Below are 19,607 nucleotides of genomic sequence, written 5' to 3'. Positions count from 1 at the left end.
CCTCTGCTCCTCGAAAAGGAGGCGCGGTGCTGCAGGGGCCGGACGGCCGCCGGCGCTAGATGGACGAAATGTCAGCAGCCGATCAAGCAAAAAATCCTGAGCCAGGCCTCAACAGGATTTGATCACCAGTCGCCGATCGTCGCCTGGATCGCGGCAAGCGCTGCCACCGCCGCCGTATCGGCGCGCAGGATGCGTGGTCCGAGCGGAATGGCGGTGACGAAAGGCAAGGCTCTCAGCATCTTGCGCTCGTCGTCGGAAAATCCGCCCTCGGGTCCGACCAGAAGCGCAAGTTTCTTCTCACTTACCGCTTGCAAGGCCGGCAGTGGATTGTTGGTCGAGGCATCCTCGTCGCAGAAGATCAGACGCCTCTCCTTGTCCCAATTGGCAAGCAGCCGTTCCAGCTTTTCCGCTTCGCGCACCTCCGGCACCGCCAGGATTCCGCATTGCTCGGCCGCCTCGACGACATTGGCGCGCAGCCGATCGATGCCGGGCTTTGCCACCTGCGTGTGCTGGGTGATGACCGGCTGCAACTCACCGGCCCCCATCTCGACGGCTTTTTGCACCAGGTAATCGAGCCGGCCCTGCTTCAGCGGTGCAAAACAATAGACGAGATCGGGCAGCGGCGGCTGCGGCCGCTGCAGCTCGAGCACCTTCAGCCGGACCACCTTCTTGGACTTCGCGGCGATCGAAGCCGACCATTCGCCATCACGGCCATTGAAAAGCAGGACCTCGGCGCCTTCGCCGAGCCGCAGCACATGAGCGAGATAATGGCTCTGCTGCTGTCCGGCATCGAATTCGAGGCCGGGCCCGAGATCGTCCGGCACGAACAGGCGTTGCATCTTGTAATTGGCGCGCATGGCCGAGCAATGAGCGAGGCTCCCCCCGGCGTCAAGTCGTACGGAAAAGACGACACGCGAAGGTCGGAACACCAACGCCGGTTTGCCTTGCGATCATAGAAGCTGCGAGCCAGGAAATTGCGAGGGATCCAGGGATCAATGAGCAAGATTACACGTGGCAGTTGCCTATGCGGCGCCATTCAATACGAGTTGCGTGGCGAATTGCGTCCGATCGTTGCCTGTCACTGCAACCAATGCAGGAAGGCCAGCGGTCATTTCGCGGCCGCCACCCAGGTCGAACAGGCGTCGGCGGCTATCACGGGCGATACATTGCGTTGGTTCAAATCGTCGGAGCATGCCGAGCGGGGCTTCTGTTCCGTATGCGGCGGCAACCTGTTCTGGCGCCGATTCGGCAGTCCTTTCATATCTGTCTGGGCCGGGACCATCGACGGCAAGACAGGTCTTAAGATGGAACGCCAGCTCTATCCGGAATCGGCCGGTGACTATTACGATCTGCCGGCGGTGCCGATGGTGTCGCAATCGGATCTGAAATAACCGCGGTCAGCCCGCCCAGACGGGTCGATATCCGGCGCGGAGCACGGCGACGGTTGTCGGTGGCGTGATCATGATCGGATTGGCCAGTTCCGGCGCGTCCAGCCGGATCGGCGGTTGATAGCCGCCGAAGCTCCAGGGCAGGGCTGAACCATCAAGCAGCGCGTAGCATTTGTTGCCCACGGCGATCATGGTACCGCCTGGCAGGCTGGCGAGCGATGCGGGATCGAGCCTTGCCCCCTGTCCGCCCGAGGCCAGCCGTTCCTTGTGCAGCCGCTTGTCGACCATCGGCGCGCGGGGGAGTTCAATGCCGAACGCTTCGCCGAAGCGGCTCACGAAATCGGTCGCCCGTTCGCGCCGGCAGAAGAAGCAGGGCCGATGGCCGGCGGCCAAAGCCGTCACCTCGTCGAGGAAGAAGAGCTCGGTCCAGCCGGCCTTGCCGCCGGGCCGATTGCGGCCCATCGGCTCGCGCCGCACATTGCGGAACTGGCAGACGCAGATGATCCAGGCCGGCAGGGCCCAGCGCTTCTTCAGAAGCGTCCTGGTCTCGGGGTCATGGATGATGCCGCGGTTGCCGGTGAACAGGCCACGTTCCGGCACGGCGTGGATAGCGCCGAAGGGATCGACCCGGTTCTGCAGTGGCATAGCTTTCTCTCCGCTGCGCATCTTGGCTGAAACACGGGCCGCATGATATCGCTCGCCCCAGCATTTTCACGTCAGCAGGTTTTCGATGCGGGTTTTGGTCGTCCAGAATTTCGACAATGAGGGCCTTGGCCAGATCGGCGCGGCCCTTGTGGAAGCCGGCGCCGACATCGATCTGCGCAAGCCTTACCACGGCGAAGCGCTGCCGCAGGACAGCAGCGAGCATGACGCCATGGTGATGTTGGGCGGCGCCCAGAACGCGCTCGACGACGAGATCTGCCCCTACTTCCCTGCATTGCTCGACCTGACCCGCGATTTCGCCGACAAGGATCGTTCGGTGCTCGGCATCTGCCTTGGCAGCCAGCTTGTGGCGCGCGCCTTTGGCGGCGCCAACCAGATCGGCGGCGCCACCGAGTTCGGCTGGCATAAGGTGTCGCTGACGCCGGCCGCCAAATCGGACGCGGTCCTGGCGGCGCTTCCCGAGAAATTCCCGATCTTCGAATGGCATGACGACACGTTCGGCCTGCCGGAAAACGCCGTGCGGCTGGCCGGCAGCTCAGTCGCCGAAAACCAGGCCTTCCGCCTCGGCCGCGCCGTCTATGGCTTCCAGTTCCACTTCGAGGCGGATACGCCGATGGTGCGTGACTGGAGCACGTCCTTCGCTGCAATGATCGCCGAGCGCCATCCCGACTGGAACGACCGGCTCGACGACGAGCTCGCCCGCAATGGCGCCGACGCCGACGCTGCCGGGCTGGCAATTGCCCGCGCCTGGGTGGCCACGATCTGATCCAAGCCCATCCTTGGACGAGGCGTGGCATAATTGGCACGCTTGCTGGTTTCCGCCTGGGGACAACATTCTTCTTTCTTGGTTTGTGTCCTGCCGCTCGCCTAAGAGGGCGCGCTTTGTATCGTCGGTGCAACCGCCATGAACCTTTTGTGTGATCCAGCCGACACACCGGCGATACAGAATCTGCTTAGAAGCGCGAAATCGTCGAAACATTGAGACGCATTTTATCGTTTCAACGCATTGGTAACCGCCTCGTGCCCAGATGCAGAAAGCTTAACCAGAGATGACGTCCGTGAAAGCAGCTCTCCTGTCTTTTGTCATGCTGTCTGCCATCGTGCTCTGCGGCCTGGGCATTTATGCCGCCGACGCAGCGACCAACCACCGGGCCGTCGACGGCTACGGCGTCACCGCCTCGCTGAACTAGATCCCGACAAAATCTGAGGCACGTCCGCGCCGGGATCGCGCCTAAAGCGCTTTCCCCTGCACGGCGATGATGCGTTTGTCGCCGCCATCGATGGCGAGCGCGCTCAGCGTTCCGGATTTCCAGGCAAGCGTGTCGACATTGACGCGGTTGGCCCTGACCTCGGCCTCGGGTACCGGCGTGTGCCCATGCACGATCACCTTGGGAAAGAGACCGGGGTGGTCATGGAAGGCGTCACGGATCCAGATCAGGTCCTGCTGGCTCTGACCGTCGAGCGGCACGCCCGGCCTTATCCCTGCATGGCAGAAGAAGAAGTCGCCGAAACTCACCGAAAAAGCCAGCGATTGCAGGAAGTCGACATGGCTGCGCGGCACCGCTTTCACCAGGGCCATATGTCCCCGTGCGATCGCTTCCGCCTTGCCGAACCAATGGCCGTCGCGCAGCAGATCCACGCCATAGGACTGCGCCGTCTGCACGCCGCCGTAATTCATGAACAGGCCGTCCGGCTCGGCTTCGGCAAGGAATTCGAGCATGCCGATGTCGTGGTTGCCGGCGAGCATGATGTTGCGCGGATCGCATTTCTGCGCCTCGATCAGGAAATCGATGACGCTTCTGGAATCCGGCCCGCGGTCGACATAGTCGCCGAGATGGATGATGCGCCAGTCGGACGCGGGCGCATATTCCAGTTCGCTCTCGATGCGCCGGTGCATGGCGGCGAGCAGGTCGTGCCGCCCATGCACATCGCCGATGGCGTAAAGCCGCATGCCTTCCGGCCCGCTTGCGTCGAGGTAGTGGATGCCGGTTTCGGTCAAGGAACCTGTCTTTTCGTGTTGGTCGCCGCGCGCAAGCTAGGACCAATCGATGAACAACGCCCTAGCGCTGCAGCTTATCCTTGCCATGTCCGCGATGAGGCGCTCGCCGCGCGCTAGCGCCGAAGTTGATCCTTGCCCATGTCGGTGACGAGGCGCTTGCCGCAGAGCGCCAGCGTGATGTCCATTTCCTTGCGGATGATTTCGAGCGCCTTGGAGACGCCGTCCTTGCCCATCGCGCCGAGGCCGTAGAGGAAGGGCCGGCCGATATAGGTGCCCTTGGCGCCGAGGCAGAGCGCCTTGAGCACATCCTGGCCGGAGCGGATGCCGCCGTCCATATGGACTTCGATCTTGTCGCCGACCGCATCGGCGATTTCTTCCAGCACCGAGATCGAGGAGGCGGCGCCGTCGAGCTGACGCCCGCCATGGTTGGAGACCACGATGGCATCGGCGCCGGTCTGCGCCGCCATCAAGGCGTCTTCCTTGTCCAGAATGCCTTTCAGGATCAGCTTGCCGCCCCAGCGCTCCTTGATCCAGGCGACATCCTTCCACGACAGCTGCGGATCGAACTGCTCATTCGTCCAGGACGACAGCGAAGAGACGTCCCCGACGCCCTTGGCGTGGCCGACGATGTTGCGGAAGGTGCGGCGCGGTGTGCCGGCGATCCCCAGGCACCAGCGCGGCTTCAGCGCAAGGTCGATGATGTTGGCAAGCGTCATCTTGGGCGGTGCCGAAAGCCCGTTGCGGATATCCTTGTGGCGCTGTCCCAGGATTTGCAGGTCGAGCGTCAGCACCAGCGCCGAGCATTTCGCCGCCTTGGCCCTGTCGATCAGATTGAGCACGAAATCCTTGTCGCGCAGCACGTAGAGCTGGAACCAGAACGGCTTTTTGGTCACCGAGGCGACATCCTCGATCGAGCAGATGCTCATGGTCGATAGCGTGAACGGAACGCCGAACGCTTCCGCCGCCTGCGCCGCCAGCATCTCGCCATCGGCATGCTGCATGCCGGTAAGCCCGGTCGGGGCGAGCGCCACCGGCATCGCCACCTTCTCGCCGATCATGGTCGATTCCAGCGAGCGGTTGCTCATGTCGACCAGCACGCGCTGGCGGAACTTTATCTTGCCGAAATCCTCTTCGTTGGCCCGGTAGGTGCTCTCCGTCCAGGCGCCGGAATCGGCGTAATCGAAGAACATCTTCGGCACCCTGCGGCGTGCCAGGTCCTTGAGGTCGGCGATGGTGAGGATTTCGCTCATGGTTGTCCCGCTAATCTGTGCTTAGGAGCGTTTTCGTGTGGGTTCGATGTCGCCGGCGTCCGAGCGCTGTCTGAGGCGCAGCCTGGACACGCGCTGCCAGTCGCCGCTGCGCTCGGCTTCCGCCATCGAGCGTTCGACATAGGTGATGTGGTCCATCGCCGCCTTGCGCGCCGCGATCGGATCGCCGGTCTTGATCGCGATATGGATCGCACGGTGCTGCTCGAGCAGTGCCTCGCGCGCGCCGGGCACGCCGAACACCAGAAGCCTGTTCTGGAACACGCCCTCGGAGAGCAGCCGGTAACAGGAGCGCAGCGTGTGCAGCAGGATGATGTTGTGCGCGCATTCGCACACCGCATGGTGGAACTCGACGTCGATTTCCGCCTCGTCGTCGAAGTCGCCGGTCCGGTGCGCCTCGTCCATGCGCGCCATGATGCGGTCGAGCAGGGCCAGATCCTCCGGCGTCGCGCGGCGCGCCGCATACTCGGCCGCTACCGCCTCGATCTCGCGCCGGTATTCCAGATAGTCCGTCACCGCCTTGCGGTGCGTGGAGATAAGGTCCGTCACCGGCTTGGTGAAGAGCTGGCCGATGACGTCGGCGACATGCGTGCCGCCGCCGGCCTTGGTCGTCAGCAGCCCGCGCCCTTCCAACACCTTCAGCGCGTCGCGCAGGATCGGCCGCGACACCTCGAACTGGCGCGCCAACTCGCGCTCGCCGGGCAGCCGGTCGCCGGTGCGCAGCACGCCTTCGAGGATCAGGCTCTCGATCTGCTGCACCACCTCGTCGGCGGTGCGCGAATGCTCGATCCTGGAGAAAATGTCGCTCAAAGGGACGCCTGGAGAACGGGACGGAGATGATCCAGATTAAAGCCTCTGTCGCCAACTGGTCAAATTATTTATCCAATTCGTCCCGTCTGGTCGCAGAGTTCGCCGCGCGTCAGCCTCCCCGGACGCCAATATTTGCTGTTTACGCGTCCCGCCGATTGCCGCAAGACGACCGGATTGCACGATGGGTCGAAAACCAGGGGGACCAGCCGTGTCGGACGAGACGTCCAAACTCGAATTCCAGCCGCGCGCCCAAGGCAGCGTGATGGGCTTCCCGGCGCATGAGGGGCGACCTGGCGCGCTGGGCGAAGTCCATGCGCGTCCGCACCCGCTGATCGAAAAACCGCGCGTGCTGATCCAGCTTTCCTTCATGACCGAGGGCGGCGCCGCTGTCGACCATGCCGTGCTTTCGGAGCTGTCGCGGCGGCTGGGTATCGCCGCGCCCGAGCGCAATGCGCGCCACCATGCCATGAAATGGGGCAAGGGCACGCTGCGCTGGGAGCGGCATACGGAATTCTCGACCTATCTTTGGGAAGGGCCGCTGGCCGAAAACGGCCGGGCGCAGGAGGATTCGCCCTTCGGCAACGGTTTTTCGCCACCGGGCACCGTGATTTCGGGCATCCGCCTCGAAATCCGCAAATGGACGCAGGCGAGCGAAAGACTGGCTGCCGGCTTCGACCCGACCAGCCTGTGCTATTCGCTGGTCGAGCGGGGCGCCGCCGCCATCATCACTGATTTCCGCCAGGACGGCGACGGCTTGACGCGCATGCTGGTGCTCGATCGCGGCCTGACGCCGGCCAGCACCGGCGCCTTGTCGCAGCGCCTGATCGACATCGAGACCTATCGCACGCTCGCCATGCTTGGCCTGCCGATGGCGTTGACGCTGTCCGGCCGCGCCCGTCGCATCGAGGACCGCCTGGCGCAGACCACGCTGGAAATGAAGGCGGTCGAAACCCGCGACAGCCAGACGCTGCTTGCCGATCTTACCGAACTTGCCGCGGAGCTCGAGGCCGATGCAGCATCCAGCCTCTATCGTTTCGGCGCCAGCCGCGCCTATGACGGCATCGTCACCGAAAGGCTCAAAGCGCTGGATGAAGAGCCGGTGCAAGGCTACGACACCTGGGCGGGCTTCCTCTTGCGGCGCATGGCGCCGGCCATGCGCACCTGCCGCTCGGTCGAGGAGCGCCAGGCGAACCTGTCGCGGAAACTCACCCGCGCCACCACGCTGCTGCGCACCTGGGTCGACGTCGAAGTGGAGAAGCAGAACCGCGACCTGCTCGCCTCGATGAACAACCGCGCCCGGCTGCAACTGCGCCTGCAGCAGACGGTCGAAGGCCTCTCGGTCGCCGCCGTCTCATACTATGTCGTCGGCCTTATCGGCTATGTCGCCAAGGGCGCCTCGATCTTCGGGCACGCTTTCGCGCCCGAAGTCGTCACTGCCGCCTCCGTGCCGGTCGCCATCCTGCTTGTATGGTGGGGCGTGCGCCGCGTACGCAAGATGCATTCGGAGCCGGCGAAGCATCCAGGCGAATAAGCGGCCAAGCTTCATCTAGCGCGACCCAGGCCGCAGCGGCAGATTGCCGCTGCGGAAGCTTGCGTTTAGGGTTGGCGTGGAGCGCGACCAAAGCAGCGTTTGCAACGGGTGCGTCAGGCTGGTAAAAGATTTTGACCAGTCAAAGCCAGATGAGGCTGCCCGATGTCCGGCCTAGCCATGCCCAAGCCAGATGCCGAAACGCTGCGCCGTCGCGCCGAGATCGTCGACGACATGCGCATCATCGTGCCGGGCGAGGGGGTTGTCGACGCAGCCAATGAAATGCGCGCCTTCGAAAGCGACGGCCTCACTGCCTATCGGCAACTGCCGCTGGTCGTGGTGCTGCCGGAGACGGTGGCGCAGGTCTCCCGCGTCCTCAAATACTGCAACGAGCGCAACATTCGCGTCGTGCCGCGCGGCTCCGGCACCTCGCTATCGGGCGGCGCGCTGCCGCTCGAAGATGCCGTGCTGCTGGTGATGAGCCGCTTCAACCGCATCCTGGCGATCGACTATCCGAACCGCGTCGTGGTCGCCCAGCCCGGCGTCACCAATCTCGGTATCACCACCGCCGTCGAGCAGGAGGGCTTTTACTATGCCCCCGATCCATCCTCCCAGATCGCCTGCTCGATCGGCGGCAACGTCGCGGAAAATTCCGGCGGCGTGCACTGCCTGAAATACGGGCTCACCGCCAACAATGTTCTGGGCATCGAGATGGTGCTGATGAATGGCGAGGTGGTGCGCCTCGGCGGCAGCCATCTCGACCAGGAAGGCTATGACTTGCTCGGCGTCATGACCGGCTCCGAAGGCCTGCTCGGCGTCGTCACCGAGGTGACGGTGCGCATCCTGAAGAAGCCGGAGACGGCGCGCGCGCTGCTGATCGGCTTTCCGACCAGTGAAGAGGGCGGCCAGTGCGTCGCCGACATCATCGGCGCCGGCATCATCCCGGGCGGCATGGAGATGATGGACCGCCCGGCGATCCACGCGGCGGAAGATTTCGTCCATGCCGGCTATCCGCTCGATGTCGAGGCGCTGCTGATCGTCGAGCTCGATGGCCCGAGTGTCGAGGTCGATCACCTGATCGGACTGGTCGAGGCGATCGCCTATCGCAATGGCTCGACCACCTGCCGCATCTCGCAGTCGGAACAGGAGCGGCTGAGCTTCTGGGCCGGCCGCAAGGCGGCCTTTCCGGCGGTCGGCCGCATCTCGCCCGACTATTACTGCATGGATGGCACCATCCCGCGCAAGGAACTGCCGAGGGTGCTTGCCGGCATGCGCGACCTTTCCGAGAAGTACGGGTTAGGCGTCGCCAACGTCTTCCACGCCGGCGACGGCAATCTGCACCCGCTGATCCTCTACGACGCCAATGTGCCGGGCGAACTCGACAAGGCCGAAAGCTTTGGCGCCGACATATTGCGGCTTTGCGTCGAGGTCGGAGGCGTGCTGACCGGCGAACACGGCGTCGGCGTCGAGAAGCGCGACCTGATGCCGGAAATGTTCAACCAGGTCGACCTCGACCAGCAGATGCGGGTGAAATGCGCTTTCGATCCCAACCATCTGCTCAACCCCGGCAAGGTTTTTCCGCAACTGCGCCGGTGTGCGGAACTGGGAAGGATGCATGTGCATCGCGGACAGGTGGCGTTTCCGGATATTCCGAGGTTTTGATGGGCGGTCAATTTCGGATGACTGCGTTCCTTCGCGCCCCCCTCTGTCCTGCCGGACATCTCCCCCACTTGGGGGGAGATTGGCAATTTTTGCCGCCGCGCCTCCCTCGCAACGTCGAAGATTGGCGAAGGCTGCGATGACAGCTGATCTCCCCCCAAGTGGGGGAGATGTCCGGCAGGACAGAGGGGGGCGCGAAGGAACGCGGCCTGTCGCCGTCTCGGGCTTCGCCCGAGCCACCTCTCCCCCGCTTTGCGGGGGCGAGGAGCCAGGCCTTTGCAACATGACCACCTTCACTCCATCCTCTTCCGCCGAAATCCTCTCCACGGTCCAATGGGCAGCGGCGGAAGAAACGCCGCTGGAAATCCTCGGGCACGGCTCGAAGCACGGCATCGGTCGTCCGCTGCAGACCGAGCATACACTCGACCTCTCCAAGCTCACCGGCGTCACACTCTACGAGCCGGCCGAACTGGTGCTGTCGGCCTGCGCTGGCACGTCGCTCGCCGAACTCGAAAAACTGCTTGCCGAAAACGGCCAGCAATTTGCGTTTGAACCGATGGACTACGGCCCGTTGCTCGGCGGCGAGCCGGGTAAAGGCACCATCGGCGGCGTGCTGGCTTCGAACCTGTGCGGACCGCGACGTCTCAAGTCGGGCGCGGCGCGCGACCATATCCTTGGCGTTGCCGCTGTTTCGGGGCGCGGCGAGGCGTTCAAATCGGGCGGCCGCGTGGTCAAGAACGTCACCGGCTACGATCTCTCAAAACTGATGGCGGGAAGCTGGGGCACGCTCGCCGTGCTGACCGACGTGACTTTCAAGGTCCTGCCGGCGGCCGAAACAGAAGTGACCTTGGCCATCCGCGGTCTGCTCGACGATGCGGCCGTCGCGGCCATGGCGCTGGCGCTCGGCTCCAGCGCCGAAGTGTCGAGCGCTGCGCATCTGCCGGAGCGCATCGCCGCGAAGGTCGCCAGCGGCAAGCACGGCAGCGATGCCGCCACGCTGCTGCGGGTCGAGGGGTTCGGGCCTTCGGTCGTCTACCGCATCGAGGCGTTGAAGCAGTTGCTCGGCAAGGCGGGTCCGCTCGAAGAGATCGCGGGCGAGGCGTCGAAGACGATCTGGCGCGATATCCGCGACTGCGCACCCTTCGCCGATGGCGGCGCGCGGCCAGTCTGGCGCGTGTCGATGGCGCCGTCTGAGGCACATCACATGGTGATGGCTCTGCGCATGCAGGCGGCGGTCGATGCCTTCTACGACTGGCAGGGTGGCCTGGTGTGGCTGTCGATGCGCGAGGACGATCCGGAGGCTGAGCTGCTGCGCGGACTGATCCGCAAGCATGGCGGCGGCCATGCGACACTGGTGCGGGCGTCCGCCCCGCATCGTGCGGCCTTACCGGTGTTCGAGCCGCAACCGCCGCATCTTGCGGCATTGTCGGCGCGACTGAAGGCCGAGTTCGATCCCAAGCAGATTCTCAACCCCGGCCGCATGGGTTAGGACCGCGACATGCAGACCAATTTCTCAGCAGCGCAGCTGGCCGACCCGCATGTCGCGGAATCGGAAAAGATCCTGCGTAAATGCGTGCATTGCGGCTTCTGCACCGCCACTTGTCCGACCTATGTGACGCTCGGCAACGAGCTGGATTCACCGCGCGGCCGCATCTACCTCATCAAGGATATGCTGGAGAACGGCCGGCCGGCGGACAAGGAGATCGTCACCCATATCGACCGTTGCCTGTCCTGTCTTGCCTGCATGACCACCTGCCCTTCTGGCGTGAACTACATGCATCTGGTCGACCATGCCCGCGCCCATATCCAGGAGACCTATAAGCGGCCGCTGCTCGACCGGCTGACGCGCGCCATGCTGGCTTTCGTGCTGCCTTGCCCGACCCGCTTCCGCGCCGCGTTGAAGCTTGCCGGGCTCGGCCGGCCGTTCATCGGCTTGTTCGAAAAGCTGCCGGCGCTGAAACCGGTCGCGGCGATGCTGAAGCTTGCACCCGCGTCGATCCCGCCGGCATCGCCGCTGGCTTCGCCCGGCACGCATGCCGGGAAAGGCGCAAGACGTGGTCGTGTAGCGATTCTCACCGGCTGCGCGCAATCCGTGCTCGATCCGGCGATCAACGATACGACCATCTCCCTGCTGACAAGATTGGGCGTTGAGGTCGTGGTGCCGGAGGGCGAGGGCTGCTGCGGCGCGCTCGTCCATCACATGGGCCGCGAGCATCAGGCCCTTGCCTCGGCCAGACAGAATGTCGACGCCTGGACGCGCGCCATCGAGCAGGGCGGGCTCGACGCCATCATCATCACCGCGTCGGGCTGCGGCACCACCATCAAGGACTATGGCTTCATGCTGCGCCTCGATCCCGCCTATGCCGAAAAGGCCGCGCGCGTCTCGGCTCTCGCAAAAGACGTCACCGAATATCTTGCCGCGCTCGATCTGCCGGAGCCGCTGCGCAAGCCGGGCACGGTCGTCGCCTATCACTCTGCCTGCTCGATGCAGCATGGCCAGAAGATCACGCGCCAGCCGAAGGAGCTTCTCACCAAGGCGGGCTTCGTCGTGCGCGAGCCGCGCGAGGGGCATCTGTGCTGCGGCTCGGCCGGCACCTACAACATCCTGCAGCCCGAGATTTCCGCCAAGCTGCGCGACCGCAAGGTGAAAAACATCGAGGCGACAGGCGCGGAAATCGTCGCCACCGGCAATATCGGCTGCATCACCCAGATAGCCTCCGCCGCGAAGCTGCCGGTGGTGCACACGGTCAAATTGCTCGACTGGGCCTATGGCGGTCCGAAGCCGGAAGGCGTTTCCGACAGCGGTTTGATCGCCGCGGAATAACTATTCCGCCGCGAGTTGATCCGGCACGCCGTAGGTCGCGCGGTAGAGCGCGCGCTGGCGGTTGAGCGCCACCATGGTGTTGCGCAAGAGGATCGCGACCGTCAGCGGGCCGACGCCGCCCGGCACCGGCGTGATCCAGGAGGCCACTTCCTTGACGCTGTCGGTATCGACGTCGCCGACGATACGGGTTTCGCCGTCGGGCCCGACCTCGGAATTGATGCCGATGTCGATGACGGCTGCGCCCGGCTTCACCATGTCGGCCTTGATCAGCCTGGGCTTGCCGACGGCGACGAACAGCGCATCGGCGCGGCGCGCATGGGCCGCCAGCGAGCGCGTCATGTGGTGGCACACCGTCACCGTCGCGCCCTCGCTCATCAACAGGAAGGCGATCGGCTTGCCGACGATCTCGGAATGGCCGACGACGACCACTTCGAGCCCCTTGAGCTCGAGGCCGGTCTCCTTCAGCAGTTCGACCGAGGCCGCCGCGGTGCAGGGCGCCAGGTCGAGCTGGTTGTAAACGATGTTGCCGATCGAGGCCGGATGCATGCCCTCGACGTCCTTCAGCGGATGCACCGCCGCCTGCAACGTCTTGATCGGGATATGCGCCGGCACCGGCCGCTGGATGATGATGCCGGTGACGCGCGGGTCGGCGTTGAGGCCATGGATCGCGGCCTCCAACTCGCCGGCGGTGATGTCGGCGGCGAAGCGCCGCTCCTCGAAGCCGATGCCGGCAAGGGCTGCCTTGGCGCGCTGGTTGCGCACATAGACATCGACCGCCGCGATATCGCCGACGGTGATCGAAACCAGCTTAGGCGGAAAACCTTCGGCCGTGGCGATCGCCGCGTCCTCGCGAACGGAAGCGATGATGCGCTGGGCGACCGGGCCGCCTTTCAGGTAACGGCTGTCGTCGGTCCGGGTCATGGCTGGCACCTTTTGCCTTCTCTGAGCAATTCAGGGGACAGGCGCGGGAGCGGCTTTCTGTCTGGAATTGCGTAACAACTAAGATTTTGTGCGCTGCAATAGCAGAGGAGCGCCGGGAAATCAGCCCCGAAAGCGAAACCGCCTGCTTTCGGGGCGACTTACCGCGCCCTGCATCAGAAGAAAAACTCAAAAAATGAAAAGGGCAGCGCGATTGCCCGCGCTGCCCCTTCGCGACCGGCCGTATCCCCACACGGCCCGTCCCCCGTAAACTCTGTCATCGGTTTAAGCACATCCCGCGGGATCGTACTATGACTTGGCGGCAACAGCAGGAGACTAAAAGCGCTGCGCCGTCTAACCGGCTGATTCGCTGCGACTATATCACCTCGACCGTGGTTCCGACATTGACGCGCTCGTAAAGGTCGACAACGTCCTCGTTGCGCATGCGGATACAGCCGGAAGACACCGCGCCGCCGATCGTCCAGGGCTGGTTGGTGCCATGGATGCGGTATTCGGTGGTGCCGAGATAGAGCGCGCGCGCGCCGAGCGGGTTCTCGATGCCGCCGGCCAGGTAAGTCGGCAGGTAGCGGCCCTTGGCCGCCTCGCGCTTGATCATCTCCGCCGGCGGACGCCAGTCCGGCCACACCTTCTTATCGGTGATCTTGTGCGTGCCCGACCATTCGAAGCCCGGTTTGCCGGTGCCGACGCCGTAGCGCCGCGCCTTGCCGTTCTTCTCGACCAGGAAAAGGAAGTTCTGATGCGTATCGATGATGATGGTGCCCGGCTTCGCCGGCCCATCATAGGCGACTTCCTGCGGCAGGTAGATCGGGTTGATCTGTGGCCGCATCACCATGCGTTTGGCCGGCTGCTGCACTGCCGCCGTGCGCTGCCGGTCGGGCTGCGCCTCGAACAGGCGGCGCAGCGGCTGCTGCGTTGCCTGCCGGGCCGGGCGCACGATGCCCGGCGCACGGCCAAGCTGCAGCACCCAGGGCGCCGAAAGGTCGGGGCTCACCATGACCGGCGGCATGTCGGCATAGCGGTCATTGGCAAGGGAGGTCGTGGCGCCTGCGGCAAGAATGGCCACCGCGCCAAGCAGGGAACAAAACGCTGTCTTCATCGGAACGCACCTTGATCGTCGAACTCGTCCGGGCGGGGGGCCTCGGCTTCGCGATCCTGGCGCGCAGCGGCAAGCAAAGCATGAATCGGAATGCGTAAAATGCCGCTTTGTCAGTAAACCTTTTGGTGTGGTTACCGGCCGGTTCAGGAATCTGGTAAAGCCACCGTAAACTTGGCGCCGAGGCGCGTTAACGAACGGATTTGGTAGCGATGGCGACTGAACATGCCGGCATTCTCGACGGCCCCGATGGCAAGGCGCGCTGCTTCTGGCACGGCAATCTGCCGGACTATCTCCACTATCACGACCACGAATGGGGCCGGCCGGTAACGGATGATCGCCGGCTGTTCGAAAAGATCTGCCTGGAAGGCTTCCAGTCGGGCCTGTCGTGGCTGACCATCCTGCGCAAGCGCGAGAATTTCCGCGAGGCCTTCGCCGGTTTCGACTTCGACAAGGTGGCGGCGTTCACCGACACGGATGTCGAACGCCTGCTCGGGAATGCCGGCATCATCCGCCATCGCGGCAAGATCGTCTCGACCATCAACAACGCAAAACGCGCCCGCGAGATGGTGGACGAGTTCGGCTCCCTGGCCGCGTGGTTCTGGAAGTTCGAGCCGGATCCGCAGGAGCGGCCCGAAATCGTCGACCTCGCACATCTGCGCGCCAATCCGACGACGGCCGTGTCGGTCAGGATATCGAAGGAGTTGAAGAAGCGCGGCTGGAGCTTTGTCGGTCCCACCACCGTCTACGCCTTCATGCAGGCCATGGGCCTGGTCAACGACCATCTCGAAGGCTGCTACTGCCGGGCGGAGGTGGAGAAAGAGCGCAAGAGGCTCAAGAGGCCGAAGTAGGGCGCTTTTGCCTTCTCCCACAAGGGTAGAAGGAGAAGGCTCACTTCTCGAACCTGCCCTTATGGCCGCTGCCGTTGATGTCCCAGACAAGGCTCGAGCCGGACACCGTCAGCACCAGTCCGCTGAAGCCGCTGTCGTCGGGCGTGTGATGCGTGGAGGCGGAGCTGCGGCCGGCCGGGATGACCTCGACGGTCGAGCCCTTCCTCACCCAGCAGCCCTTGCCGTACTGGTCGTTGGCGCCATAGGCGAGCGCGAATTCGAAGCTGCCGTCTTTCCTCAAAAGCAGCTCGGAACCGACTTCCATGACGCCGTTCAGGTAATAATGGCCGGCAAGACGGGCATCGCCCGGCTGGCACGCGTTGGCGGCAACGGGCATGCCACAGAAAAGCGCGCCTGCAAGCGCGCCTGCAAATCGCAACTGCATGATGATCCCCCGATCGTTGAATGAAAGTCAGACGCTGCCGGCGCCGGCCAGGAACAGCCCGGCGATGATCGCCGCCACGGCCGCGAAGGCCGGATAGATCACCAGCAGGCCAGTCACCAGCGCGTCGCGGGCGCTCGGCTTGGCCGCCGCAGCCTCGAACGGCCCGGCCGGCTGCTGTGCCGGCTTCAGGGTGCTGCCGGCGGGCCGCAGCCTGGCCGACCTGCCGCTCTCGATCATGTCTTCAGCCGTCGTCATGGCCCCGAACCCCTTGTTTCGACGCGCTTTATGGTCGTCGATTGTGTCGGCAGCATGCCGCGCCGGTGGCGGAATTGTTTCGTTTTTGGTGGGATTTGTTTCAGTTCTTCCTTCTCCCGCAAGGGGAGAAGAGAAGGCGCTAACCCTTGCCGCTCCAAGCCGCATCGTTTAGGAAACGCGCGCTCGAAGTAAGTCACCACTGACTGGAAACCTCCATGGCCGACAAATCGGAAAAGACGAAAGCGCGGCTGCCGCGCGGTTTTGCCGACCGCAGCGCCGAAGACATCCGCGCCGTCGAGAAGATGATGGCGACCATCCGCTCGGTCTATGAGCTCTACGGCTTCGAGCCGGTCGACCAGCCGATGATCGAATACACCGATGCTCTCGGCAAATTCCTGCCCGACCAGGACCGGCCGAACGAGGGTGTCTTTTCCTTCCAGGATGACGACGACCAATGGCTGTCGCTGCGCTATGACCTGACCGCGCCGACAGCGCGTTTCGTCGCCGAGAATTTCGAGCGCCTGCCCAAGCCTTATCGCAGCTACCGTTCCGGCTGGGTGTTTCGCAACGAGAAGCCAGGCCCCGGCCGCTTCCGCCAGTTCATGCAGTTCGACGCCGACACCATTGGTACGCCGGGCGTCGCCGCCGACGCCGAGATGGCGATGATGATGGCCGATGTCATGGAAGCGCTCGGCATCAAGCGCGGCGACTACGTCATCCGCGTCAACAACCGTAAGGTGCTCGACGGCGTGCTGGAGGCCATCGGCCTCGGCGGCGACGAGAACGCCGGACGCAGGCTGACTGTGCTTCGGGCTATCGACAAGCTGGACAAGGTTGGAACGGACGGCGTTCGAGCGCTGCTTGGAAAGGGACGGCTGGACGAAAGCGGCGACTTCACCAAAGGCGCCGGATTAGGCGAACAACAGATCGACCGGATGATGGAGGTCTTCGGAAATCCTGATGGTTTCTGGGACCACAATATGGGTTCTGAAGGAGTCATCGACGACGATAGGCGGCAGGTCGGGAACGGCGGAAAGACTTCCGTACTGAGCAACGCGTTTGCCATCGACGAATTGCGCCTAGCTTTTTCTGACGAGCCGCTGGCTTTAGAGGGAATAAACGAACTCGGTGCGATCAACGACATGGTTCGCGCCGCAGGCTACGGGAGCAATCGCATCCGCATCGACCCCTCTGTCGTGCGCGGCCTCGAATATTACACAGGCCCTGTCTTCGAGGCCGAGCTGCTGGCCGAGATCCCCAACGACGAGGGCCAGATCGTGCGCTTCGGCTCTGTCGGCGGCGGCGGGCGCTATGATGGGCTGGTCTCGCGCTTTCGCGGCGAGCCGGTGCCGGCGACAGGCTTCTCCATCGGCGTCTCACGCCTGATGACGGCGCTGAAGAACCTCGGCAAGCTCGATATCTCCGATGTCATTGCCCCGGTCGTGGTGCTGGTCATGGACAGGGATACGGAAAGCCTCGGCCGCTACCAGAAGATGGTCGCGGAGCTCCGCGCCGCCGGCATCCGCTCCGAAATGTATCTCGGCGGCGCCGGCATGAAGGCCCAGCTCAAATATGCCGACCGCCGCGGCAGCCCGGTCGCCATCATCCAGGGCGGCGACGAGCGTGCCAAGGGCGAACTGCAGATCAAGGACCTGATCGAAGGCGCCCGCATGTCGGCCGAGATCACCGACAATGCCGAATGGCGGGCGGCACGGCCGGCGCAGGTGACGGTGGCGGAGGGGGAGCTGGTTGGCGAGGTGAAGAAGATACTTGCGGCGCAGGCTGCTGATCGCGCGAAGGGTGGCGCTTGAACACCCCCCTCTGTCCTGCCGGACATCTCCCCCGCAAGGGGGGAGATTGGATGTCGCGTATGCTTTCGCCAATCTCCAGCGTTGGAGAATGGGAGCCGAGCCCAAAACTGCTGATCTCCCCCCTTGCGGGGGAGATGGCCGGCAGGCCAGAGGGGGGTGCCTCGCGCCCTACCTATCCATGACCACCCGTCCCGCCATCGCCGCAGACATCGTCCAACTCTTCGCCACCCGCGACACCCACGCCGTGGAAGTCGCTGTCCTGCAGCCGGCCGATCCGTTCCTCGATATGGCCGGCGAGGATTTGCGCCGCCGCATTTTCCTCACCGAAAGCGAGACCGGCAAGACGCTGTGCCTGCGGCCCGAATTCACCATTCCGGTCTGCCTCGATCACATCGCCAGTCAGGCTGGCACGCCGCGCCGCTATTCTTATCTGGGCGAAGTCTTCCGCCAGCGCCGCGAGGGCGGCAACGAGTTCTTCCAGGCCGGCATCGAGGATCTTGGCGACCGCGACACGGCCGCCGCCGATGCCCGTTCGCTGGCCGACGCGCATGCGCTGCTGTCGCTGGTGCTGCCCGGAAAGACACTTGCCATCACGCTCGGCGACCAGACTTTGTTCGAAGCCGTGCTCGCTGCGCTCGGCTTGCCGCGCGGCTGGCGCATGCGGCTCGCGCGCGCCTTCGGCTCGGCGCCGATGCTGGAGGCAGCCCTTGCCGACCTCGCCAATCCGCCGCGCAACAGCCAGCTCTCCGGCCCCGTCGCCTTGCTGGCGCTCGACGGCGATGCGGAAGGCCTCGCCGCGCATATCTCTGCCGGCATCGAGGAGGCCGGGCTGTCGGCATCGTCCGGCCGCGCGCCTGCCGACATCGCGCGGCGCCTGATCGAGAAAGCGCAACTGCGCAGCGTGCGGCTGTCCGACGAGGCGTTTTCGGCGCTGAAAGGTTTTCTCGAGATCGACGTCGCGCTCAGCGGCGCGACCGCGGCGCTCGAAAAATTCGCCGCCGATGCCAGCCTGTCGCTGGGACCGGCGCTGGAGAATTTCGCCGCCCGCGCCGAGGCGATCGAGGCGCATGGCCTGTCCGCGGCACAAATCCGCTACGACGCCGCCTTCGGCCGTCCGCTCGATTACTATACCGGCCTGGTCTTCGAGATTGCCGCCGGTGACGGCGACCGCCCGCTGGCCGGCGGCGGCCGCTACGATCGGCTGCTGACGCTGCTCGGCGCCAAGAAGCCGATCCCCGGCGTCGGCTTTTCGGTTTGGCTCGACCGTATCGAAGCCTTGCGGGAGAGCGCGAAATGATCACGCTGGCGATCCCCTCGAAGGGCCGTCTCAAGGAACAGTCGCTCGAAGTGCTGGCCAAGGCCGGCCTGGCCGTCACGCTACCTGAGGACGACCGCAAATACCGTGCCCGCATCGACGGCCTCGACGATGTCGAGGTGGCCTTCCTGTCCGCGTCCGAGATCGCCGGCGAGATCGGCCAGGGCGCGGTCGATCTCGGCATCACCGGCGAGGACCTTTTGCGCGAGAACCTCGCCGATTGGGAAGCGCGCGCCGAGATCGTCGCCCGCCTCGGCTTCGGCCATGCCGATGTCGTGGTCGCCGTGCCCGACATCTGGCTCGATGTCGATACCATGGCCGACCTCGACGATGTCGCCGCCGATTTCCGCCAGCGCCACGGCCGGCGCTTGCGGATAGCTACAAAGTACTGGCGGCTGACGCAGCAGTTCTTTTCGCTCAAGCACGGAATCCAGGTCTACCGCATCGTCGAAAGCCTCGGCGCCACCGAAGGCGCGCCGGCGGCGGGACTGGCCGACGTCATCGTCGACATCACCACCACCGGCTCGACGCTGCGCGCCAACCACCTCAAGGTGCTGGGCGACGGCACGATCCTGAAGTCGCAGGCTTGTCTGGTGGCGTCGAAAAAGTCTCGAGATGCAGCCGACGAGGCGCAGTTGCGCGACATTGCCGCAAAAATGGCCGCGCTGGTCGCCTAGAGCAATTCCAGGAAAAGTGTGAAGCGGTCTTCCGTCCGGAATTGCGTCAAAGAGCTTTAGCCACCTCTACCTTCGGCGGGTTTCCACCGCCTTTGCGGGCTGATAG

20 protein-coding genes are annotated in these 19,607 nt (G+C 64.5%); 11 read left to right on the top strand and 9 right to left on the bottom strand.

What is annotated here, in order from left to right; all coding sequences use genetic code 11:
* Positions 1 to 122 precede the first annotated feature (122 nt).
* Entirely contained in the window at positions 123 to 857 is a 735-nt protein-coding gene (locus tag FJW07_RS09525) for a 16S rRNA (uracil(1498)-N(3))-methyltransferase (RefSeq protein ID WP_140856006.1), read from the bottom strand.
* Between the two features lie 138 nt (positions 858 to 995).
* On the opposite strand from FJW07_RS09525, the gene FJW07_RS09520 reads away from it, so the two are divergent.
* Complete coding sequence (locus FJW07_RS09520) at positions 996 to 1,391, top strand: GFA family protein (RefSeq protein WP_140643890.1); 396 nt, start codon at positions 996 to 998, stop codon at positions 1,389 to 1,391.
* A 6-nt stretch (positions 1,392 to 1,397) separates the two neighbouring features.
* On the opposite strand, the gene FJW07_RS09515 is transcribed toward FJW07_RS09520, so the two are convergent.
* Entirely contained in the window at positions 1,398 to 2,033 is a 636-nt protein-coding gene (locus FJW07_RS09515; protein ID WP_140856004.1) for a hypothetical protein, read from the bottom strand.
* Positions 2,034 to 2,118: 85 nt separating this feature from the next.
* On the opposite strand from FJW07_RS09515, the gene FJW07_RS09510 reads away from it, so the two are divergent.
* Positions 2,119 to 2,817: a type 1 glutamine amidotransferase gene (locus tag FJW07_RS09510; protein ID WP_140856002.1), complete on the top strand. Its 699-nt coding sequence runs from the start codon at positions 2,119 to 2,121 to the stop codon at positions 2,815 to 2,817.
* A 292-nt stretch (positions 2,818 to 3,109) separates the two neighbouring features.
* Positions 3,110 to 3,241 (top strand): hypothetical protein, encoded by a 132-nt coding sequence (locus tag FJW07_RS32265; protein WP_263481599.1) that lies wholly within the window; start codon positions 3,110 to 3,112, stop codon positions 3,239 to 3,241.
* Positions 3,242 to 3,282: 41 nt separating this feature from the next.
* Here the strand turns inward: FJW07_RS32265 and FJW07_RS09500 are convergent, their stop codons facing one another.
* The 3 genes from FJW07_RS09500 to FJW07_RS09490 all read right to left on the bottom strand — a co-directional run bounded on the left by FJW07_RS09500 (position 3,283) and on the right by FJW07_RS09490 (position 6,125).
* Positions 3,283 to 4,050, bottom strand: a complete 768-nt coding sequence (locus FJW07_RS09500; protein WP_140856000.1) for a metallophosphoesterase — start codon at positions 4,048 to 4,050, stop codon at positions 3,283 to 3,285.
* A gap of 113 nt (positions 4,051 to 4,163) precedes the next feature.
* Complete coding sequence (locus tag FJW07_RS09495; RefSeq protein ID WP_140709099.1) at positions 4,164 to 5,300, bottom strand: alpha-hydroxy acid oxidase; 1,137 nt, start codon at positions 5,298 to 5,300, stop codon at positions 4,164 to 4,166.
* A 21-nt stretch (positions 5,301 to 5,321) separates the two neighbouring features.
* A complete protein-coding gene (locus FJW07_RS09490) occupies positions 5,322 to 6,125 on the bottom strand; it encodes an FCD domain-containing protein (RefSeq protein WP_140855998.1) in 804 nt (267 codons plus the stop codon).
* 208 nt (positions 6,126 to 6,333) lie between these two features.
* Here FJW07_RS09490 and FJW07_RS09485 point away from each other — a divergent pair, with 208 nt between their 5' ends.
* From FJW07_RS09485 to glcF, 4 genes are all read left to right on the top strand, one after another.
* Positions 6,334 to 7,656 (top strand): DUF3422 family protein, encoded by a 1,323-nt coding sequence (locus tag FJW07_RS09485; RefSeq protein ID WP_140855996.1) that lies wholly within the window; start codon positions 6,334 to 6,336, stop codon positions 7,654 to 7,656.
* 162 nt (positions 7,657 to 7,818) lie between these two features.
* Positions 7,819 to 9,315, top strand: coding sequence for an FAD-linked oxidase C-terminal domain-containing protein (locus tag FJW07_RS09480; protein WP_140643904.1), 1,497 nt, complete (start codon positions 7,819 to 7,821; stop codon positions 9,313 to 9,315).
* A gap of 280 nt (positions 9,316 to 9,595) precedes the next feature.
* Positions 9,596 to 10,801 (top strand): glycolate oxidase subunit GlcE, encoded by a 1,206-nt coding sequence (gene glcE, locus FJW07_RS09470; RefSeq protein WP_140855994.1) that lies wholly within the window; start codon positions 9,596 to 9,598, stop codon positions 10,799 to 10,801.
* Between the two features lie 9 nt (positions 10,802 to 10,810).
* On the top strand, positions 10,811 to 12,136 hold the full coding sequence (gene glcF / locus FJW07_RS09465; protein WP_140643911.1) for a glycolate oxidase subunit GlcF: 1,326 nt from the start codon (positions 10,811 to 10,813) through the stop codon (positions 12,134 to 12,136).
* On the opposite strand, the gene FJW07_RS09460 is transcribed toward glcF, so the two are convergent.
* Positions 12,137 to 13,057, bottom strand: a complete 921-nt coding sequence (locus FJW07_RS09460) for a bifunctional 5,10-methylenetetrahydrofolate dehydrogenase/5,10-methenyltetrahydrofolate cyclohydrolase (protein ID WP_140782639.1) — start codon at positions 13,055 to 13,057, stop codon at positions 12,137 to 12,139.
* Positions 13,058 to 13,430: 373 nt separating this feature from the next.
* Positions 13,431 to 14,171, bottom strand: a complete 741-nt coding sequence (locus tag FJW07_RS09455; protein ID WP_140654028.1) for a L,D-transpeptidase — start codon at positions 14,169 to 14,171, stop codon at positions 13,431 to 13,433.
* 209 nt (positions 14,172 to 14,380) lie between these two features.
* Here FJW07_RS09455 and FJW07_RS09450 point away from each other — a divergent pair, with 209 nt between their 5' ends.
* Positions 14,381 to 15,019 carry a DNA-3-methyladenine glycosylase I gene (locus FJW07_RS09450; protein ID WP_140782637.1) on the top strand — a complete coding sequence of 213 codons (639 nt, stop codon included), beginning with the start codon at positions 14,381 to 14,383 and terminating at the stop codon, positions 15,017 to 15,019.
* 40 nt (positions 15,020 to 15,059) lie between these two features.
* Here the strand turns inward: FJW07_RS09450 and FJW07_RS09445 are convergent, their stop codons facing one another.
* Together FJW07_RS09445 and FJW07_RS09440 are read right to left on the bottom strand one after the other, a co-directional pair.
* Positions 15,060 to 15,443: a hypothetical protein gene (locus FJW07_RS09445; RefSeq protein ID WP_140855992.1), complete on the bottom strand. Its 384-nt coding sequence runs from the start codon at positions 15,441 to 15,443 to the stop codon at positions 15,060 to 15,062.
* A 27-nt stretch (positions 15,444 to 15,470) separates the two neighbouring features.
* Positions 15,471 to 15,698 (bottom strand): hypothetical protein, encoded by a 228-nt coding sequence (locus FJW07_RS09440; RefSeq protein ID WP_140654032.1) that lies wholly within the window; start codon positions 15,696 to 15,698, stop codon positions 15,471 to 15,473.
* A 215-nt stretch (positions 15,699 to 15,913) separates the two neighbouring features.
* On the opposite strand from FJW07_RS09440, the gene hisS reads away from it, so the two are divergent.
* The 3 genes from hisS to hisG all read left to right on the top strand — a co-directional run bounded on the left by hisS (position 15,914) and on the right by hisG (position 19,501).
* Complete coding sequence (hisS, locus tag FJW07_RS09435; RefSeq protein ID WP_140855990.1) at positions 15,914 to 17,509, top strand: histidine--tRNA ligase; 1,596 nt, start codon at positions 15,914 to 15,916, stop codon at positions 17,507 to 17,509.
* Positions 17,510 to 17,687: 178 nt separating this feature from the next.
* A complete protein-coding gene (locus tag FJW07_RS09425; protein ID WP_140654038.1) occupies positions 17,688 to 18,806 on the top strand; it encodes an ATP phosphoribosyltransferase regulatory subunit in 1,119 nt (372 codons plus the stop codon).
* The gene (hisG, locus tag FJW07_RS09420) at positions 18,803 to 19,501 is read left to right on the top strand and encodes an ATP phosphoribosyltransferase (protein ID WP_140855988.1); all 699 of its coding nucleotides are present in this window, start codon (positions 18,803 to 18,805) and stop codon (positions 19,499 to 19,501) included. The genes FJW07_RS09425 and hisG overlap by 4 nt, the downstream gene beginning before the upstream one ends.
* The last annotated feature ends 106 nt before the right edge of the window (positions 19,502 to 19,607 follow it).

Source organism: Mesorhizobium sp. B3-1-9, from assembly GCF_006439595.1.
Classification (GTDB): Bacteria; Pseudomonadota; Alphaproteobacteria; order Rhizobiales; family Rhizobiaceae; genus Mesorhizobium.
Note: the sequence above shows the minus strand (reverse complement) of the source record. Positions and strands in the feature narration are given on the sequence as shown.

What these genes read in the sequence shown, in the direction of transcription:
- FJW07_RS09525 (WP_140856006.1), bottom strand. Translation starts at nt 857, where the DNA reads ATGCGCGCCAATTACAAGATGCAACGCCTGTTCGTGCCGGACGATCTC.
- FJW07_RS09520 (WP_140643890.1), top strand. Translation starts at nt 996, where the DNA reads ATGAGCAAGATTACACGTGGCAGTTGCCTATGCGGCGCCATTCAATAC.
- FJW07_RS09515 (WP_140856004.1), bottom strand. Translation starts at nt 2,033, where the DNA reads ATGCCACTGCAGAACCGGGTCGATCCCTTCGGCGCTATCCACGCCGTG.
- FJW07_RS09510 (WP_140856002.1), top strand. Translation starts at nt 2,119, where the DNA reads ATGCGGGTTTTGGTCGTCCAGAATTTCGACAATGAGGGCCTTGGCCAG.
- FJW07_RS09495 (WP_140709099.1), bottom strand. Translation starts at nt 5,300, where the DNA reads ATGAGCGAAATCCTCACCATCGCCGACCTCAAGGACCTGGCACGCCGC.
- FJW07_RS09480 (WP_140643904.1), top strand. Translation starts at nt 7,819, where the DNA reads ATGTCCGGCCTAGCCATGCCCAAGCCAGATGCCGAAACGCTGCGCCGT.
- glcE (WP_140855994.1), top strand. Translation starts at nt 9,596, where the DNA reads ATGACCACCTTCACTCCATCCTCTTCCGCCGAAATCCTCTCCACGGTC.
- glcF (WP_140643911.1), top strand. Translation starts at nt 10,811, where the DNA reads ATGCAGACCAATTTCTCAGCAGCGCAGCTGGCCGACCCGCATGTCGCG.
- FJW07_RS09460 (WP_140782639.1), bottom strand. Translation starts at nt 13,057, where the DNA reads ATGACCCGGACCGACGACAGCCGTTACCTGAAAGGCGGCCCGGTCGCC.
- FJW07_RS09455 (WP_140654028.1), bottom strand. Translation starts at nt 14,171, where the DNA reads ATGAAGACAGCGTTTTGTTCCCTGCTTGGCGCGGTGGCCATTCTTGCC.
- FJW07_RS09450 (WP_140782637.1), top strand. Translation starts at nt 14,381, where the DNA reads ATGGCGACTGAACATGCCGGCATTCTCGACGGCCCCGATGGCAAGGCG.
- FJW07_RS09445 (WP_140855992.1), bottom strand. Translation starts at nt 15,443, where the DNA reads ATGCAGTTGCGATTTGCAGGCGCGCTTGCAGGCGCGCTTTTCTGTGGC.
- FJW07_RS09440 (WP_140654032.1), bottom strand. Translation starts at nt 15,698, where the DNA reads ATGACGACGGCTGAAGACATGATCGAGAGCGGCAGGTCGGCCAGGCTG.
- hisS (WP_140855990.1), top strand. Translation starts at nt 15,914, where the DNA reads ATGGCCGACAAATCGGAAAAGACGAAAGCGCGGCTGCCGCGCGGTTTT.
- FJW07_RS09425 (WP_140654038.1), top strand. Translation starts at nt 17,688, where the DNA reads ATGACCACCCGTCCCGCCATCGCCGCAGACATCGTCCAACTCTTCGCC.
- hisG (WP_140855988.1), top strand. Translation starts at nt 18,803, where the DNA reads ATGATCACGCTGGCGATCCCCTCGAAGGGCCGTCTCAAGGAACAGTCG.